Source organism: Rhizobium leucaenae USDA 9039 (assembly GCF_000426285.1).
In the GTDB taxonomy this organism is placed as follows: domain Bacteria; phylum Pseudomonadota; class Alphaproteobacteria; order Rhizobiales; family Rhizobiaceae; genus Rhizobium; species Rhizobium leucaenae.
This window is the reverse complement of record NZ_AUFB01000034.1, coordinates 11,994-27,977: the sequence shown is the minus strand read 5'-3', so window position 1 is coordinate 27,977 and position 15,984 is coordinate 11,994. Positions and strand designations below refer to the sequence as shown.

The 15,984-nt window shown below is 58.8% G+C and carries 16 protein-coding genes; 4 read left to right on the top strand and 12 right to left on the bottom strand.

Annotation, left to right across the window (positions count from 1 at the left end; translation table 11 throughout):
- Nucleotides 1–44: 44 nt before the first annotated feature.
- From pyrH to K290_RS0129020, 8 genes are all read right to left on the bottom strand, one after another.
- Complete coding sequence (gene pyrH, locus K290_RS0129055) at nucleotides 45–764, bottom strand: UMP kinase (RefSeq protein WP_028755024.1); 720 nt, start codon at nucleotides 762–764, stop codon at nucleotides 45–47.
- 153 nt (nucleotides 765–917) lie between these two features.
- Nucleotides 918–1,844: a translation elongation factor Ts gene (gene tsf / locus K290_RS0129050; protein WP_028755023.1), complete on the bottom strand. Its 927-nt coding sequence runs from the start codon at nucleotides 1,842–1,844 to the stop codon at nucleotides 918–920.
- A gap of 272 nt (nucleotides 1,845–2,116) precedes the next feature.
- On the bottom strand, nucleotides 2,117–2,884 hold the full coding sequence (gene rpsB / locus K290_RS0129045) for a 30S ribosomal protein S2 (protein ID WP_028755022.1): 768 nt from the start codon (nucleotides 2,882–2,884) through the stop codon (nucleotides 2,117–2,119).
- A gap of 189 nt (nucleotides 2,885–3,073) precedes the next feature.
- Nucleotides 3,074–4,180, bottom strand: coding sequence for a substrate-binding domain-containing protein (locus K290_RS0129040; protein ID WP_028755021.1), 1,107 nt, complete (start codon nucleotides 4,178–4,180; stop codon nucleotides 3,074–3,076).
- A complete protein-coding gene (locus K290_RS0129035) occupies nucleotides 4,180–4,797 on the bottom strand; it encodes a 5-bromo-4-chloroindolyl phosphate hydrolysis family protein (RefSeq protein WP_028755020.1) in 618 nt (205 codons plus the stop codon). The genes K290_RS0129040 and K290_RS0129035 overlap by 1 nt, the downstream gene beginning before the upstream one ends.
- 7 nt (nucleotides 4,798–4,804) lie before the next feature.
- The gene (locus K290_RS0129030) at nucleotides 4,805–6,376 is read right to left on the bottom strand and encodes a substrate-binding domain-containing protein (protein WP_037136555.1); all 1,572 of its coding nucleotides are present in this window, start codon (nucleotides 6,374–6,376) and stop codon (nucleotides 4,805–4,807) included.
- Between the two features lie 5 nt (nucleotides 6,377–6,381).
- Nucleotides 6,382–7,461, bottom strand: a complete 1,080-nt coding sequence (locus K290_RS0129025) for a toxic anion resistance protein (protein ID WP_028755018.1) — start codon at nucleotides 7,459–7,461, stop codon at nucleotides 6,382–6,384.
- A gap of 221 nt (nucleotides 7,462–7,682) precedes the next feature.
- Nucleotides 7,683–8,507: a cell envelope integrity EipB family protein gene (locus tag K290_RS0129020; protein ID WP_028755017.1), complete on the bottom strand. Its 825-nt coding sequence runs from the start codon at nucleotides 8,505–8,507 to the stop codon at nucleotides 7,683–7,685.
- Nucleotides 8,508–8,739: 232 nt separating this feature from the next.
- On the opposite strand from K290_RS0129020, the gene K290_RS0129015 reads away from it, so the two are divergent.
- From K290_RS0129015 to K290_RS0129000, 4 genes are read left to right on the top strand one after another with little or no spacing between them, the layout of a single operon-like run.
- Entirely contained in the window at nucleotides 8,740–9,207 is a 468-nt protein-coding gene (locus K290_RS0129015; RefSeq protein ID WP_028755016.1) for a RidA family protein, read from the top strand.
- Entirely contained in the window at nucleotides 9,207–9,938 is a 732-nt protein-coding gene (locus K290_RS0129010) for a glycerophosphodiester phosphodiesterase (RefSeq protein WP_028755015.1), read from the top strand. The genes K290_RS0129015 and K290_RS0129010 overlap by 1 nt, the downstream gene beginning before the upstream one ends.
- Before the next feature lie 12 nt (nucleotides 9,939–9,950).
- Nucleotides 9,951–11,138 carry a GNAT family N-acetyltransferase gene (locus K290_RS0129005; protein WP_028755014.1) on the top strand — a complete coding sequence of 396 codons (1,188 nt, stop codon included), beginning with the start codon at nucleotides 9,951–9,953 and terminating at the stop codon, nucleotides 11,136–11,138.
- Between the two features lie 41 nt (nucleotides 11,139–11,179).
- Nucleotides 11,180–11,611 carry an HIT family protein gene (locus K290_RS0129000; protein ID WP_028755013.1) on the top strand — a complete coding sequence of 144 codons (432 nt, stop codon included), beginning with the start codon at nucleotides 11,180–11,182 and terminating at the stop codon, nucleotides 11,609–11,611.
- Between the two features lie 117 nt (nucleotides 11,612–11,728).
- Here K290_RS0129000 and clpA read toward each other — a convergent pair whose 3' ends face one another.
- The 4 genes from clpA to K290_RS0128975 all read right to left on the bottom strand — a co-directional run bounded on the left by clpA (nucleotide 11,729) and on the right by K290_RS0128975 (nucleotide 15,900).
- Nucleotides 11,729–14,257 carry an ATP-dependent Clp protease ATP-binding subunit ClpA gene (clpA, locus tag K290_RS0128995; RefSeq protein ID WP_028755012.1) on the bottom strand — a complete coding sequence of 843 codons (2,529 nt, stop codon included), beginning with the start codon at nucleotides 14,255–14,257 and terminating at the stop codon, nucleotides 11,729–11,731.
- A 10-nt stretch (nucleotides 14,258–14,267) separates the two neighbouring features.
- A complete protein-coding gene (clpS, locus tag K290_RS0128990; protein ID WP_028755011.1) occupies nucleotides 14,268–14,621 on the bottom strand; it encodes an ATP-dependent Clp protease adapter ClpS in 354 nt (117 codons plus the stop codon).
- A gap of 290 nt (nucleotides 14,622–14,911) precedes the next feature.
- On the bottom strand, nucleotides 14,912–15,280 hold the full coding sequence (locus K290_RS0128980) for a phasin family protein (RefSeq protein ID WP_028755010.1): 369 nt from the start codon (nucleotides 15,278–15,280) through the stop codon (nucleotides 14,912–14,914).
- Between the two features lie 416 nt (nucleotides 15,281–15,696).
- Nucleotides 15,697–15,900, bottom strand: coding sequence for a DUF3126 family protein (locus K290_RS0128975; RefSeq protein ID WP_028755009.1), 204 nt, complete (start codon nucleotides 15,898–15,900; stop codon nucleotides 15,697–15,699).
- Nucleotides 15,901–15,984: the final 84 nt, after the last annotated feature.

Here is a 15,984-nt window from a genome sequence, read left to right as displayed (position 1 = left end):
CCCGTCTGATAGGCGGCGCCGGGAGACCCGGTGCCACAGGAACGTCAATTGTCTGATACGATGGTCTTACGGCCGCCGCCGGTCAAGATTTCTGCAAAACCGCCCTTTTCATGAATAGAAAAGACGATGATCGGAATTGAATTTTCACGGGCAAGAGCCACGGCGGCCACATCCATGACGGCGAGCCCCTTTTCCAGCACTTGGCTGTGGCTCAGATGTTCGAAACGTTCGGCGTTCGGGACCTTCTTCGGATCTGCGGAATAGATGCCATCGACCTGCGTCCCCTTGAAGATTGCCTCCGCGCCCATTTCGGCGGCGCGCAGCGCTGCGGCCGAATCGGTGGTAAAAAAGGGATTGCCGGTGCCGCCGGCAAAGATTACCACGCGGCCAAGCGAGAGATGATAGAGCGTCGCACGCTGCGAAAAGCTTTCGCAGATCTCCGGCATGGAAATGGCTGACAGCACCACCGTATCGATGTCGAGCTTGCGCAGCGAGGTAGCCAAAGCCAGCGCGTTGATGACAGTGCCGAGCATGCCCATGTGGTCGCCGGTCACGCGGTCTCCACCCTTGGAGGCCACGGCAACGCCGCGGAAAATATTGCCGCCGCCGACGACGACGCCGACTTCCACACCCATTTCGCGCGCTTCAGCAATATCGGATGCAATGCGGTCAGCGACGGTAACGTCGATACCGAACCCCTGGCTGCCCATCAGAGCTTCGCCGGAGGCCTTGAGCAATACGCGCTTGTAGATCGGCTGGGACATTGTCGCTCCTTGAAGTGATCGCGGGGTAATAGTGAAAGCCGGATACACGAAGGGCACCGCGTTGTCACGCGATGCCCACGGGTTTCCCCTGATATGGTTTCACCTATCTGGGATATGGTTTCGTTTCGTCAACAGACGAAATGAATTCGTTGATCAGCCCTTGGCGGCAGCGGCGACTTCAGCGGCGAAGTCGGTCTCTTCCTTCTCGATGCCTTCGCCGAGAAGCAGGCGGGCCATGCCGGTGATTTCGATCGGCGCGCCGGCGGTCTTTTCAGCTTCCTTGATGGCAGCGGCGACAGTCAGGTCCGGGTTGATGACGAAAGCCTGCGACAGAAGAGCGACTTCTTCGAAGAACTTGCGCATACGGCCTTCGACCATCTTTTCGATGATGTTGTCCGGCTTGCCGGAGGCGCGGGACTGCTCGATGAAGACGTTGCGTTCGCGCTCGGCGACGGCAGCGTCGACTTCTTCCGGACGGATGGCAAGCGGGTTCGTAGCAGCAATGTGCATGGCAACCTGACGGCCGATCGACGTCAGAACGGCCTTGTCACCGACCGACTTCAGGGCAACCAGAACGCCGAGCTTGCCGATACCGTCGCCAGCAGCGTTGTGGATGTAGGTCGCAACGACGCCGTGCTCAACTTCCAGCTTGGCCGCACGACGAAGCGCCATGTTTTCGCCGATGGTTGCAATCGCGTCCTTGATGGTGTCGACGACCGGCTTGCCGGATGCGGGATAGGCCGCAGCCGAAATGGCTTCGACAGTGCCGTTGGTGGACAGCGCAACTTCGGCGATGCCGCGAGCAAGATCCTGAAAGGCATCGTTACGGGCAACGAAGTCGGTTTCGGAGTTGAGCTCGACGACGACAGCCTTGTGACCGGCGCCGGCAATGGCGACCAAGCCTTCAGCGGCGGTGCGGCCGGACTTCTTGTCGGCCTTGGAGATGCCCTTGGCGCGCAGCCAGTCGATCGCGGCTTCGATATCGCCGTTCGTCTCAGTCAGCGCCTTCTTGCAGTCCATCATGCCTGCGCCAGACTTTTCGCGCAGTTCTTTCACCAGTGCAGCCGTAATCTCGGTCATAAGCTTCCTCTTGTCGGTTCATACGGTGCGGCAAACGGCGTTAAGCCGAAGGCACCGATTTGAGGGACGAAATGTACCCGTAAGTATGACAGCGTTATGAAGCTGCGTCATACTGTGGAATTCTTGATTGGAACACGCCTGGATTTATCGCCCAGGCAACGCGCTATCCTAAAACAGAACAAGGCCGCTCGAACTCCTTGAAGTCGCAAACGGCCTTATCCCGGATATCAATACGCTCGGGCGGACAAGCTTCTGCCCGCCACAAGACGCGATCAGGCTTCGGTGCCGTCCGCCAGAGTCGGCTCGACCGGAGCTTCGACGGAAGCGCCGAGGTCGCGGCCGGATGCGCTCTGCTGGCGGGCAATGCCGTCGATGGCAGCGCGCGAGATCAGGTCGCAGTAGAGAGCGATGGCGCGCGAGGCGTCGTCGTTACCCGGGATCGGATAGTCGATCAGGTCCGGATCGCAGTTCGAGTCGATGATGGCAACGACCGGGATGCCGAGGCGCTTGGCTTCGTCGATCGCGATCTTTTCCTTGTTGGTGTCGATGATGAACATCAGGTCCGGAGTGCCGCCCATATCGCGGATACCGCCGAGAGCCTTGTCCAGCTTTTCGCGCTCGCGCTCAAGGTTCAGACGTTCCTTCTTGGTGAAGCCCTGGGCTTCGCCGTTGAGGATTTCGTCGAGCTTGCGCAGACGCTGAATGGAATTCGAAATCGTCTTCCAGTTGGTCATCATGCCGCCGAGCCAGCGGGCGTTGACGTAGTACTGGGCCGAGCGCTTGGCGCTGTCGGCGATCAGTTCGGACGCCTGACGCTTGGTACCGACGAACAGAACGCGGCCGCCACGGGCAACGGTGTCGCTGACGACCTGAAGGGCGCGGCTCAGCAGCGGAACCGTCTGCGCGAGGTCGATGATGTGGATGTTGTTACGATCGCCGAAGATGTACGGCTTCATCTTCGGGTTCCAGCGATGCGTCTGGTGGCCGAAGTGAACACCAGCTTCCAGAAGCTGACGCATAGAAAAATCAGGCAATGCCATGCCTTTGACTCCTTTTCCGGTTGAACCTCCGCAAGGCGAACAGCATCCTCTTCGAAGATGCCACCGGGCGGAACGATCCGGATTTCTCCCGGACAATCCCATGCCTTACGTGTGGAATGCGGCTGCCCATACATTCGATTTGCCGGGAATGCAAGGCTTAGGTGGAAAAAATACGGCAGACCCCTGCCCTTAGCTCGCCACCTTGTCGAGCAATGCCAGCATGACGTTGGCGTCCGGCATCGGCAAAACAGCGTCGATCTCGGCCGGCAACAGGCCGGCAATGGCATCGTGGGCGTTCCCGGTCGCCGTACCCAATGGCCCGCGGAAGCCGTGCTTGGTCCAGGCGAGTTCCTGCAGCTTCGGGCTTGTCAGCGCCTCCATCATCCGGTTGGCGGTCTCATCGACGACGATCAGAGGATGGGAGGAATAGACGGTCGGATGCGGGTAGAGCACGACCGGCTTTGCCGTGGCGCTCGATTGAACGCGCTTCCACCGTTCGGGATCGGCGATGATCCATTCGACCAATTGATTCTCATAGCCGACGATCATCGGTTCGCCGCCAAGTCCGCCAGCCAGATATTGATCGAAAAGCTTGCCTGATGACGGCGACTTGAAGCCCATATTGCGGAAGATCATCTGCGCCTTGTCGCCGGATCGAGCCAGATCGGCGACCGTCGCGACGTTGCCGGCAAACAGGCTCAGTACCAATCCGGCAAACATGAAGCCGGAATTGGAGCGATTCGGATCGGTCGAGACGATGCGCGCCTGTCCGTAGAGCGCGTCGACCCCGAGCTTGGACCAATTCGTTCCCGCAAGGACGGCATCGAGCAGTGCCTTCAGATCAAGCTGATGCTGTCCTGTAGGTGTCACGGTGACCAGCCCGGCTTTCATCAACCCGTCGACCACGGGCTGCCAGGTGTAGACGACGACCGGCGTGTTCAGCACGACGCGGTCGTCGCGGATCTTGACGCCGCTCTGCCGGGCGATATCGACCATGATCGAGGACGACGGCCACAGGAACGCGGGGTTCTGCGACAGAAGCGCCGGCTCGCGCACCATCTCCACGGAACCGGCTACGCGGCTGTCTATCTCCAGTCCATAACCATGCAGAGCGCCGACGACATCCTCATCCGCCAGAAACGCCACCTTCTCACCGCCGATGAAGCCGAAGAGCTTCGTACGGTTGCCAAGCAGTCCCTGGAACTCCGGCCGGTCCTTCACGGCGAAATAGCCACCGGTGCCGGCGACGCCGGTAGCAAGAAGTCCCACTCCAAAGGCGCGGCGAGAGATCGCCATCAGCGTCCAATATCCTCTTTGAGCGAGGCCTGTATGAGGCGCAGCTCGGTGTCCAGCGTATCGAGCCTGTCGTCGACGAGACTGTCCGAATAGTGCACGAAGGCATCCTCGAGTTTGGTGAGCACCAGCTCCACGTCCTGCAATCGTTTCCGATCAGGCACGCGTTTGGCCTCGAGGGTGGCGAAACCCTCGGCGACTTCGGCCGCTCGCGGCAGGTAATAGCTGAGGAACCGCCGCACGGTGCCAGCGCTTTCGGGGCTCGCCTCCACCTTGGCAAAGACATCGGCGGCGATTTCGGCCAGATGACGCACGCGCTTTGCCGTCTCCTTATTAGCGATATGGTCCGCCGAAGCTTCCAGCCTTTGCGCGGCTGGCGCGGCCGCATTCAAAAGATCGCGCGCGAAATCGAGACGTCCCTTGCCGACGGCTTTCGCATCCAGACCTTCGAAAAGCCGACGCGGCGACAATGCAAAGATGAGGCCTGCAAAGACGAGCAGACCGATGACGGCCGCGATCCACAGCGGCATCTTGGCAAAAAAGCTCAAGACGGGAACGATGATCGCGGCAGCGAGCCCCGCCACGATCCAATTCCAGTCATTGCCGAACCAGTTGCGCATCGCTGTCCTAGTTGTAGCCACGCACCGCGCGGAAGGCGCTGACGAGATCGCCGCGGCCATCGAATACACGCCCCGATGTCGCTTTGGCCAAGGCATCGAGCTGTGACTTGTCTGCGTCGCCAAAAGTGATGCCGAAGACGGGCACATGCGGGTTGGTTGCCATCCACTCACTCAGAAAATCGCGGCTCGCATCCTCGGACTTTCCGTCGGTCATGATGACGATGGCCGGCAGATAGGACGACAGATTTGGTGTATCCCTCATGCGGTCAAGCGCCCTGCTTGCGCAAGCATACATATCGGTGCCGCCATCGGCATGCTGCAGCGACACCTTATCGACAAGGCTCTTCTGTTGTGCCGGGTCCCCCGTCGCGGAAAACGTCGTCCGTACGCGGCTGTCGAAAGGAATGACCATGATGCGGTCCGCCGGTGTCCATTGCGCCAGCACCTTGCCTGTTTCATCCGGATTGAACAGGAACCGCATGGCGGCCTGCAATTGATTTTCGCCCATGCCTCCCATGGAACCGGAGAAATCCAGGCAAAGGGCCGTCAGCGACGGCTTGCGCAATGCGCCCTGGTAGAGATCGAGCGCCTGGCGAATCACGGCCGGCTCCGGCATGCGGATCGCGGTCACCAACCGGTTGGGGTCGAAATTCCAATTCGGGTCCGCTTTGGCCGCGACGTCTCCCAATGGAATGCGGCGGCCGGTATCGGCGATACGCTTCTGCACGGGCGCGGACCGCAAATAAGCGACGAGCTCGTTGAAGAAGGTCTCGACCTCCGGGCCGCGTCCGTGATCGATAAAGCCGATCGGCGAATCGGCGATCGCTACGCCGTCGGCCGGATAGATCGCGTAAAGCGGCTCCTTGCCCATGCCGATGAGCTTGTCATTGGCCTCCTTCAGCACCGCTTCATAGTTCCACATGGCGTCGTAGAGCGTGCCCTTGCTGACAGACTCCGTATAGAGGTCTGCGAGCCAGCCGGAGGAACCCGACGAGCGTTCGACCCCGGCGAGCAGTGCCCTGACAGTGCCCTGCACGTCCGCCTTGTCGAGATCGCCAGGCTCGATGACGGGCTTGTTGCCGAGCGCGCTGGAGAGCATGGCAAGATAGGCGCTGGCGCCCGAATTGGACTGGGTTGCCGAGGTCATGAGAAATTTCAGCGAGCCGCTGTTCACGGGCGCCAATATGTCTTTCATGAAGACCGGCTTGCCGATCCAGCCAAGCGCCTGCGCCTTCGATTTGCGCACGCCGAGGATAACAGGCGTCTGCGCCACCGAGGCCAGCGTCTTCACGCGGCGTTTGGTGTCGAACATGTCGACCCACACGCTCGACGCCGGCCAGACTGCGTCCTGTTCGACGCCTTTGTCGCTCTGCAGCGCCAGCCCTATATCCAGAGTGCCCTCGTAGGTGAAGCTGCAGGTTGCGCTCTTCTGTTTGCAGAATTCTTCGACGATCGGCTGGATAACGGTATTTTCCGAGCCGGAGACGATCGAGAACTTCGGTCCCGCGCCGGAATTGCAGCCCGTCAGGGCAAGGGCAGCCGTCAGCGCCAGGCCGGTGAGAAGTGTGCGGATCATCATGCCGCTCATCGCGCCTCGATCATCGCCTTCTTGAGTTCGACGGTCATTTTGTCCATTCGCTGCTCGGCTTCGGCCCGCTTCCTGCGGCCTTCTTCCTGGATCTTCAAGACGCCGCCGATCGTATCGATCAGATCGCGGTTGGCGGCGGCGAGCGTATCGATATCGACAATACCGCGTTGCGACTGCTGTTCGATGGCAATCGCCTGATCCTTCATCATCTCGGATGCCTGGCGGATCATGTCGTTGGTGGCGTCGGTCACGGTCTTCTGCAATTCGAGCGCCGATTTCTGCCGTGACAGCCCGAGCAAGATCACCATCTTCTGCTTCCAGGCGGGCACCGTCAGCGCCGAGGTCGCCTGCAGGTTTTCGATCAGCGTTTCGTCGCCGGCCTGCACGATGCGGATCTGCGGCAATTGCTGAATGCCGAGCTGGCGTGCCTGCTGCAGGTAGAATACCCGCTTTTCCAATCGGTCGAGGGCCTGTACGCTATCCTGATAGGTCTGTGCCTCCAGCATACCGCCGCCGGGATTGGCCGCCGCTGCATCGGCAGCACTTTTCAGCTTCGGCAGTTCGACGCTACGAAAATGCTCGGCGAAGGTTTTGCCAGCCTGGACATAGGCGTCGAGCTGCAGGATCGACTGCTTCGTCTCTTCATGGAGATCGTCGAGAAGGGCGATGTCGCGGCGCAGCGTATCCTTGTGCCGGTCGAGCTCAAGGCCGATGCGGTCGATTTGGCCGGCCACATCCTCGAACTCTTCCTTGAAGCGCTCCAGCCTCGCCTTGAACGACGAGAATATCTTGGAAAGAAAACCCTCGTCCTTCAGCGATGCCGGGTCGAGCTTCTTCGACTTGATGATAATATCCGTCAGCAACTTGCCGACTTCGCCAAGATCCCTATTGCGGACCTCGCGCAAAATCCTGTCGGAATAGTCGGAGACGGACTGCTGGGCGCGGTCTCCATAGACCGAAATGCCGGCGCGGTCGTTCAGATCGATGGTATCGCCGATGCGGGCAATTTCCGCCGGATCGGCCATGACAACCGGCAAAGCGGCGTTGGAGGCGGGGGCGAGATCGGTATTGGCCATAGGTCGTGCTTTCTCGTCTATCAACACGGGACCGTCTGCGGAAGCCTGCCGATTGTTCCCACAATAAGCGACGCGGCCCGCACGGCCCGCTATAATTTCAGATCGGCACAGCGGGACATGAGACTCACTCACGGCGTGCCGGATGCACGCTGGAATAGTGACGCTTCGGACACAGTTTTATGACGAGGGTTTTGCCTTATGGCGTGGCGCCCTGACGAAGCCTATTGGCAGGCCTTGGTGTCGAGCACTTCAAGCTTGGAGAGCTTGCCGGTCAGCACGAAGTCACCATAATCCATGGTGAGGTCGCGGGTAATGCCGTTTTCGTAGAGCTTGAACGACATGCGGTAGACCGGAATGGCGTCGCCTTTGGATTTGTCGTTGAAATAGGCGACGGTCACCGGCCAGAACGGCGTTTTCGCGAACATTCCGGCCTTGTCGGCATCGGGATCGTCCGTGGCGGGCGTCGACTGCTTGCCGACGACGGTTGTCGCGATCAACGACTTGTCGCCGTCGTCGGAGCCGTCGAAAACCTCGGCCTCGAAGAAATTCTTGCCGAGCTTGGCATTGTGGATAATGTCGAGCATATGTTCCGTCGGAAAGCGGCTCTGGATGAGCTCGACCTGCTTGGCCTGCGGTTGAGTCAGGTCGACCTTGATGCCCTTCTGATCGTCGGCCGCCGCACCGCGCACATCCTTGTCGAGCTGATCGTCCGTATAGGATTTGGTCTCGAAGCGGAACGTGCGCTTAGTGAGATCCTCGAATGTGGTCGTCTGCTGGTCGCTGACGCGCGTCGAATCACCCGTGTCGATCTGAGTGACAAAGCGGAAATTGGTGGTGAAACCTGTGCAATCGGAACCGTCGAATTCATAGACCATTCGGCCGAACATGCCGGCTATGCCCGACCGGTCGGAGGCATCCTTCAGTTCGAGATCGTAGACGGCACGATGCGCGACCAACCCGCTCGGACCCGCAGCAGCGGCGGGTGCGCCCAGAGACGCCACGCCTAAACTCGAAACAACAACGGCGGCAAGACTCGAGCGGAACATTCAATATCTCCTGTTGGACTCGCACGCGATGCTATAAGAACGCTTCGGCTAGAGTGAGGCGGCCCGTCATCAATTCGTCATCTCGCTCTGCCTTTTGATTTGGCGTGATCTCGTCCAAGATCGCTTCGCGTATTTCGGAATCGCGCTTAAATCGAGGCTGCCTTTCCCGGCAAAGGGAATTTAAGCTTGATGCCGGATTTTTGAAGATTTTACAACAAAACGGGAGATGAAAATGTCCGACGCTATCGAGAGCCGTCTGAAGGAGCTTGGCATCGTCCTGCCGCAGGCCGCTGCGCCGGCCGCCAATTATGTACCCTATGTCATCAGCAGCAATCTTCTTTATCTGTCCGGGCAGTTGCCGATGGAAAATGGCAAACTCGGCGTCACCGGCCTCCTCGGCAGGGATGTCGACGTTGCCGGCGGCCAACGCGCTGCCGAGCTCTGCGCCATCAATATCCTGGCCCAAGCGAAGGCAGCCCTGAACGGCGATCTCGGGCGCATCAAGCGTATCATCAAGCTGAACGGCTTCGTCGCCTCGGCACCCGACTTCGTAGAACAACATCTTGTGATCAACGGCGCCTCCAATCTTCTGGCAAATGTACTCGGCGACGCCGGCAAGCATGCGCGCGCCGCGGTTGGCATGGCGGCGCTGCCGCTGAATGCCGCCGTCGAAATCGATGCCATCATGGAAATTGCATAATGAGCAAGATTGCCTGGCTTACGGAACGTGCTGTCGCCCACCGCGGCTATCACGACATGAACAAGCAGGTTTGGGAAAACACGCTGTCGGCTTTCGCTCGCGCAATCAATGCAGGTTTTTCCATCGAATGCGATCTGCACTATGCCGCCGACGGCGTTCCGGTCGTCTTTCACGACGACGACCTGCAGCGCGTCTGCAATCTTCCCGGCCAGCTTCGTGACCGTACCTCGGCCGAACTCGGCCTGCTTTCGGTCGGAGGCACCAACGACAAGATTCCGACGCTGAAACAACTCCTCAAGCTCTGCGACGGCAAGGTGCCGCTGGTGCTGGAGCTCAAGGGCCGCGAAGGCGACGACGAGGGCTTTGCGGAATCCGTGCTGGAAGTGCTGGAAGGCTACAAGGGTCATGTCGCGCTGATGAGCTTCGACCATTGGCTGCTCAAAGACCTGAAGGAGCTCGACGCGCCCTACCCTGTCGGCCTGACGGCGGATGGAAACGAGCCCGAGACATTTTTTAAGCATGACGAAGCCATGCAGCTTGGGCTAGACTTCATCTCGTATTTCTATGGCCACCTGCCGAACCCCTTCATCACGGCGCAGCGCCAGCGCGGCATTCCGGTCATCACCTGGACCGTGCGCGACGAAGCGGCCCGCAAACACACATTCGCCAACGCAGATCAAATGACCTTCGAAGGGTTCGACCCAAGGGAGAGCCCCGCCTTTCCTTCCTAACAGACGAATTTGATGACAGACGAATTATCCATTCGAGTCGAGCGTTCTTTCAAAAACATTTCTCCGGAGAGCTGGTCCAAGCTCGCCGGGGCATCGAGAGCGGGTACGGTGCTGCCGTATAATCCGTTTGTCTCGCATGCCTTTCTGTCGTCCCTGGAGGAGTCTGGTTCCGCCACCGATAAGACCGGCTGGCTTGGGAATCACCTGTTGCTCGAAACCGACAGCGGCGAATTGATCGGTGCCGTCGCCGGTTATCTCAAGAATCACAGTCAGGGTGAATATGTCTTCGACCACGGCTGGGCCGATGCCTTCGAGCGCGCGGGCGGCCGTTATTATCCGAAGCTCCAGTGCTCCATTCCCTTCACGCCGGCAACCGGCCCACGTTTGCTCGTTGCCGAGGGCTGGGATCGCGAGATGATTCAGCCGGCGCTGGCCGAAAGCCTGAAGGAGGTGACCCGGCAACTCGGCGTCTCCTCCGCCCACATCACCTTCCTGCCGGAAGACGAGATTTCCGTTTTCGAAGGCGACGGCTATCTCCATCGTACCGACCAGCAGTTCCACTTCATCAACGATGGTTATGCCGATCACGACGCCTTCCTAGAAACGCTGGCATCGCGCAAGCGTAAGGCGCTGAAAAAGGAGCGGCGTGCCGCTCTCGAAGGCGGCATCAGCATCGACTGGCTGACCGGCAGCGATCTCACCGAACGTATCTGGGACCAGTTCTTCACTTTTTATATGGATACCGGCAGCCGCAAATGGGGCCGGCCCTATCTCACCCGCAAATTCTATTCGCTGATCGGCGAGCGTATGCCCGACGATATCCTGCTGGTGATGGCCAAACGCGAAGGTCGCTATGTGGCTGGTGCCATCAACTTCATCGGCGGCGAAACGCTCTATGGGCGGCACTGGGGCTGCGTCGAAGATCATCCCTACCTGCACTTCGAAGTCTGCTATCATCAGGCGATCGATTTCGCGCTGGCCAAGGGGTTGAAGCGGGTTGAAGCCGGCGCGCAGGGCGAACACAAGCTCGCCCGCGGCTATCTGCCGGTCATTACGCATTCGGCGCATTATATCGGCCATCAAGGCTTGCGCCGCGCGGTTGCCGACTATCTCAAGCATGAGCGTGAGCAAGTGGAGGAGATGAGTGAGGTTCTGGCGGAGCACAGCCCCTTCCGCAAAGGCGAGCGGCAAGATATTTAGCTGCTCTGGACAATTATAATCGGAAGACGAGGAGACCCTGGATGACCAGCCCCGCCGCCTATGACCCCAACAATATCTTCGCGAAGATCCTGAAAGGCGAGATTCCGTCCTATCGTATCTACGAGGATGAACACACGGTCGCTTTCATGGATGTCATGCCACAGGCGCCCGGCCATACGCTGGTGCTGCCGAAGGCCGCTTCGCGCAACCTTCTCGATGCCGATCCGAGCGTCCTGCCGCATCTGATTACCACGGTCCAGAAAGTCGCCGTCGCGATCCAGGAGGCTTTCGAGGCGGATGGTGTCTATATCGCCCAGTTCAACGAGCCGGCCGCCGGCCAGACCGTGTTTCACCTGCACTTCCACATCATCCCGCGCCATGAGGGTATCGCCCTGAAGCCGCATTCGGGCAAGATGGAAGATGGCGCTGTGTTGGCAGAGAATGCCAAGAAGATCATCGAAGCATTGAGCTGAGGCAAGCAGGCGCTGATCTTCTTAAATCGCTTTATGAGATATGGTTCATAAGCATATGGAAACGGCTGCATTGTCGCCAATGCAGCCGTTTTGTTTTCTCAGGCGATCAGCCGCCGATTACTTGCGCGGCACCTTAGGCACTGTGGTCCCCTTGCGCGGCGACTTATTGTCCGGTTCACCATCGCTGCCAGAAGACGGCGCCTTCGGCGAACGGCGGGCGTCGGAAGCGGTGCCGGCCTTGCCGACGCGGCTTCTGGTCTTGACGGTGTCGCCGTCATCCTCATCCGCATCGACCACAGCATCGACCACTTCGGCTTCCGGCTTCGGCCGGATCGGCGCTGTATCGGCGACGGCATCGAGCAGGATGCCGGTCGTACCGTCTTCCTTCTTGCCGACGGTGACCTTGACGACGCCGCCCTTCTTCAGCTTGCCGAAGAGGATTTCGTTCGCCAGCGGCTTCTTGATGTGTTCCTGGATGACGCGTGCCAACGGACGGGCACCCATCTTGTCGTCGTAACCCTTCTCGGACAGCCAGGCGATCGCGTCCTCGTGCAGATCGAAGGTAACGTTCCGTTCGGAAAGCTGAGCCTCGAGCTGCATGATGAACTTCTGCACGACCTTGTGGATGACCGTGGTCGGCAACGCTGCGAACGGAATGGTCGCATCCAGACGGTTGCGGAATTCCGGAGTGAAGAGCCGGTTGAGAGCCTCTTCATCCTCGCCCGTACGCTTGGACGAACCAAAGCCGATCGCGGACTTAGCCATTTCCGACGCGCCCGCATTGGTCGTCATGATCAGAATGACGTTGCGGAAGTCGATCTTCTTGCCGTTATGGTCGGTCAGTGCGCCATGGTCCATGACCTGCAGCAGGATATTGAAAATATCCGGATGCGCCTTCTCGATTTCGTCGAGCAGGACGACGCTATGCGGATGCTGGTCGACGCCGTCGGTCAGCAGGCCACCTTGGTCGAAACCGACATAGCCGGGAGGTGCGCCGAGCAGACGGGAAACCGTGTGACGTTCCATATATTCCGACATGTCGAAGCGCAGCAGTTCGACGCCAAGCGAGGAAGCAAGCTGCTTGGCGACTTCGGTCTTACCCACGCCAGTCGGGCCGGAGAAGACGTAGCAGCCGATCGGCTTGTTTGGCTCGCGCAAGCCCGCACGAGCGAGCTTGATCGAGGTCGAAAGCGCCTCGATTGCCGTATCCTGACCGTAAACGACCGAACGCAGTTCCTGCTCGAGGTTGGCGAGGACCATCTCGTCATCCTTGGACACCGTCTTCGGCGGAATACGGGCCATGGTGGCGATCGTTACCTCGATCTCCCGCTCCGTGATCAGCTTGCGGCGCTTGGACGGCGGCAGCAGCATTTGCGCGGCACCCGTTTCGTCGATCACGTCGATCGCCTTATCGGGCAGCTTGCGGTCGGAAATATAGCGAGCCGACAATTCGACTGCCGACTTGATGGCATCGTTCGAGTAGCGCAGGTGATGATACTCTTCGAAATAGGGCTTCAGGCCCTTCATGATTTCGATGGCATCCTCAATGGTCGGCTCGTTGACGTCGATCTTCTGGAAGCGGCGGACGAGTGCCCGATCCTTCTCGAAGAACTGGCGGTATTCCTTATAGGTGGTCGAACCGATGCAGCGGATCGCACCCGAAGACAGGGCCGGCTTCAGCAGGTTCGATGCATCCATCGCACCGCCTGAGGTGGCACCCGCGCCGATGACCGTATGGATTTCATCGATGAACAGCACGGCGCCCGGATATTCTTCGAGCTCCTTGACGACCTGCTTCAGACGCTCTTCGAAATCGCCGCGATAGCGCGTGCCGGCCAGCAGCGTGCCCATGTCTAGCGAGAAGATCGTCGCATCGGCCAAGGCTTCGGGCACTTTGCCCTCGACGATACGCTTGGCGAGGCCTTCGGCGATCGCGGTCTTGCCGACGCCGGGGTCGCCGACATAGAGCGGGTTGTTCTTCGAACGGCGGCACAGCACCTGGATGGTGCGGCTGACTTCGGAGTTACGGCCGATCAGCGGGTCGATCTTGCCGCTCTTCGCCTTCTCATTGAGATTGACGCAATAGGCCTTCAGCGCATCCTGCTGCTTCTTGTTATTCCCTTCCTCCTGCTCGCCGCGGGAGGTCGGCTTGCTTTCGGATTCGGTATCCTCGGCGCCGCGCGGCGTGCGGGTCTGGGAGGAACCCGGGCGCTTGCCAATGCCGTGAGAGATGTAGTTGACCGCATCGTAGCGGGTCATTTCCTGCTCCTGCAGGAAGAAGGCCGCATGGCTTTCCCGTTCCGCAAAGATTGCCACGAGAACGTTGGCGCCGGTCACTTCCTCGCGGCCGGAGGATTGGACATGGATGACGGCGCGCTGGATGACGCGCTGGAAGCCGGAAGTCGGCTTCGAATCCTCGTCATAACCAGTGATCAAATTGGACAGTTCATTATCGACGTATTCAGTCAGCGTCTTACGGAGCGCGTCGAGATCAACATTGCACGCGCCCATGACAGCCGCAGCATCGGCGTCGTCCACCAAAGCCAGTAGCAGATGTTCCAGCGTGGCATATTCGTGATGCCGCTCGTTCGCGTAGGTCAGTGCCTGATGCAGCGCCTTCTCAAGACTAGGCGAAAATGTTGGCACGTTCAGATCCTCACTTCTTTTCCATAACACATTGCAGCGGATGCTGGTGCTGCCGGGCAAAATCCATCACCTGGCTCACCTTCGTTTCAGCTACCTCATATGTATATATCCCGCATTCGCCGACGCCGTGGTTGTGGACATGAAGCATGATGCGGGTGGCACTCTCTCGATCCTTTTGGAAGAAACGCTCCAGGATATGGATCACAAATTCCATGGGCGTGTAGTCGTCGTTTAGAAGCAGCACGCGGTAGAGGTTGGGTTTCTTGGTTTTGGGCTTGGTGCGCGTGATCACCGAGGTCCCGCGATTTCCGTTGTCCCCGTTCCTTTCGCTGTCGTTTTGCATCCGGATCGGCTCAGCGATCATTTCATTCATTCCTCAAATCATCCGGCAGGAAGCTATCGCATTCCGACTTGGCAAACTGGATTGGGCAACTGACTCTGTCGGGCCGAATATCCGAACCCCTAACTTAGTTCATATTGGCATGATTTTAAGCCCCCTACCGGACACTGCAATCAGAATTCGTTGCCAAAGCGGGCCATGATCAAAAAAGTCGCGGCCATGATCGGATCGCGATCGGTAATCGGGAACGCAAAAGACCGGCTGCGGGTGGCGCAGCCGGTCCTTTCGTGAATCACTGTCCTTAAGCGGAGCGCTTATGCAGCAGGCGCAACCGAAGCGGGGGTCTTGCCGGGAGCCTTGGTGGCAGCGGCAATCGGAGCTTCGTAGGGCTTGTACACAGACTTGGCGAGATCGGCGTACATTTCGCCCAGCTTGGTCGCTTCGGCCACGAAGTTTTCATAGGACGACTTCACGAAGCCGCTCTGCAGTTCGAAAGCAGCCTCGAAGCTCTTGACGCCGGCCAGGGTTTCGAAATGCGTAACGCCGTCCTGGAACGACTTCTTGGAATATTCGGCAGCTTCAGCAGCAATCGCCTGGAAACCCTTGGTGACATCGGAATAGCTCTTCAGAGCCGTGTCCATGGCTTCCTTGCCCTTTTTGTTCGCTTCGTCGAAATTGAACATGCTTCTCCGTCCCTTTATTGGTTTGGCCGACGGCCGGGTTACGGGGAAAAATCTAAATGCGACGCACAAATAGTCAAGTAGTCTTGTGCGACGCAATATCGACTGGAGATTGCATTTCCAATGACAGAGTAATGACCGTCGGAACGGATCTAAAGCATCCTTCTGTTTTTTCTAATATATATCAAACGCACTACAACTTAAGGCTTAGCGAAAAATATTCGGTTTCAATAAAAAAAACGAATTTCGGCCGGCAATAGACCGAATGCGATCGCAAGTAACAGGATGCGGCCTACTTCAGGGCGATTTTTCAAAAAAGGAACCGCATTTCAGTGAAATGCGGTTCTCTGATACCAGCCTTATTGAAAACCGAAGAATCGACCAGAGGTCGAGCGCCGGTCAGACCGCCGAGTTCTCGATCAGAGATCGACGTCCAGGATGGCCATGGAAAAGTTGTAGGAACGGTCGCCATCTTCGTCGTCGATGTAGACAACGCCCAGGAACTCTTCGCCAAGATAGACTTCCGCGGAATCGTTCTTGCGAGGGCGGGCCTTGACTACGACCTGCGGATTGAACGTGCGTTTGAAGTAGGCGTCGAGCTTCTTGATTTCGTCAGGCTTCACAATTCATCTCCGTGAGGATTCTCGGGTTGGCCGCTTCTTGCATAGGAAAAGCGGCGGTGTAAAGACCGGAAGCGCGCCTTCTGC

Excerpts from the sequence above, each read along its gene's own strand:
- pyrH (WP_028755024.1), bottom strand. The coding sequence starts at position 764 with ATGTCCCAGCCGATCTACAAGCGCGTATTGCTCAAGGCCTCCGGCGAA.
- tsf (WP_028755023.1), bottom strand. The coding sequence starts at position 1,844 with ATGACCGAGATTACGGCTGCACTGGTGAAAGAACTGCGCGAAAAGTCT.
- rpsB (WP_028755022.1), bottom strand. The coding sequence starts at position 2,884 with ATGGCATTGCCTGATTTTTCTATGCGTCAGCTTCTGGAAGCTGGTGTT.
- K290_RS0129040 (WP_028755021.1), bottom strand. The coding sequence starts at position 4,180 with ATGGCGATCTCTCGCCGCGCCTTTGGAGTGGGACTTCTTGCTACCGGC.
- K290_RS0129035 (WP_028755020.1), bottom strand. The coding sequence starts at position 4,797 with ATGCGCAACTGGTTCGGCAATGACTGGAATTGGATCGTGGCGGGGCTC.
- K290_RS0129030 (WP_037136555.1), bottom strand. The coding sequence starts at position 6,376 with ATGATGATCCGCACACTTCTCACCGGCCTGGCGCTGACGGCTGCCCTT.
- K290_RS0129025 (WP_028755018.1), bottom strand. The coding sequence starts at position 7,461 with ATGGCCAATACCGATCTCGCCCCCGCCTCCAACGCCGCTTTGCCGGTT.
- K290_RS0129020 (WP_028755017.1), bottom strand. The coding sequence starts at position 8,507 with ATGTTCCGCTCGAGTCTTGCCGCCGTTGTTGTTTCGAGTTTAGGCGTG.
- K290_RS0129015 (WP_028755016.1), top strand. The coding sequence starts at position 8,740 with ATGTCCGACGCTATCGAGAGCCGTCTGAAGGAGCTTGGCATCGTCCTG.
- K290_RS0129010 (WP_028755015.1), top strand. The coding sequence starts at position 9,207 with ATGAGCAAGATTGCCTGGCTTACGGAACGTGCTGTCGCCCACCGCGGC.
- K290_RS0129005 (WP_028755014.1), top strand. The coding sequence starts at position 9,951 with ATGACAGACGAATTATCCATTCGAGTCGAGCGTTCTTTCAAAAACATT.
- K290_RS0129000 (WP_028755013.1), top strand. The coding sequence starts at position 11,180 with ATGACCAGCCCCGCCGCCTATGACCCCAACAATATCTTCGCGAAGATC.
- clpS (WP_028755011.1), bottom strand. The coding sequence starts at position 14,621 with ATGATCGCTGAGCCGATCCGGATGCAAAACGACAGCGAAAGGAACGGG.
- K290_RS0128980 (WP_028755010.1), bottom strand. The coding sequence starts at position 15,280 with ATGTTCAATTTCGACGAAGCGAACAAAAAGGGCAAGGAAGCCATGGAC.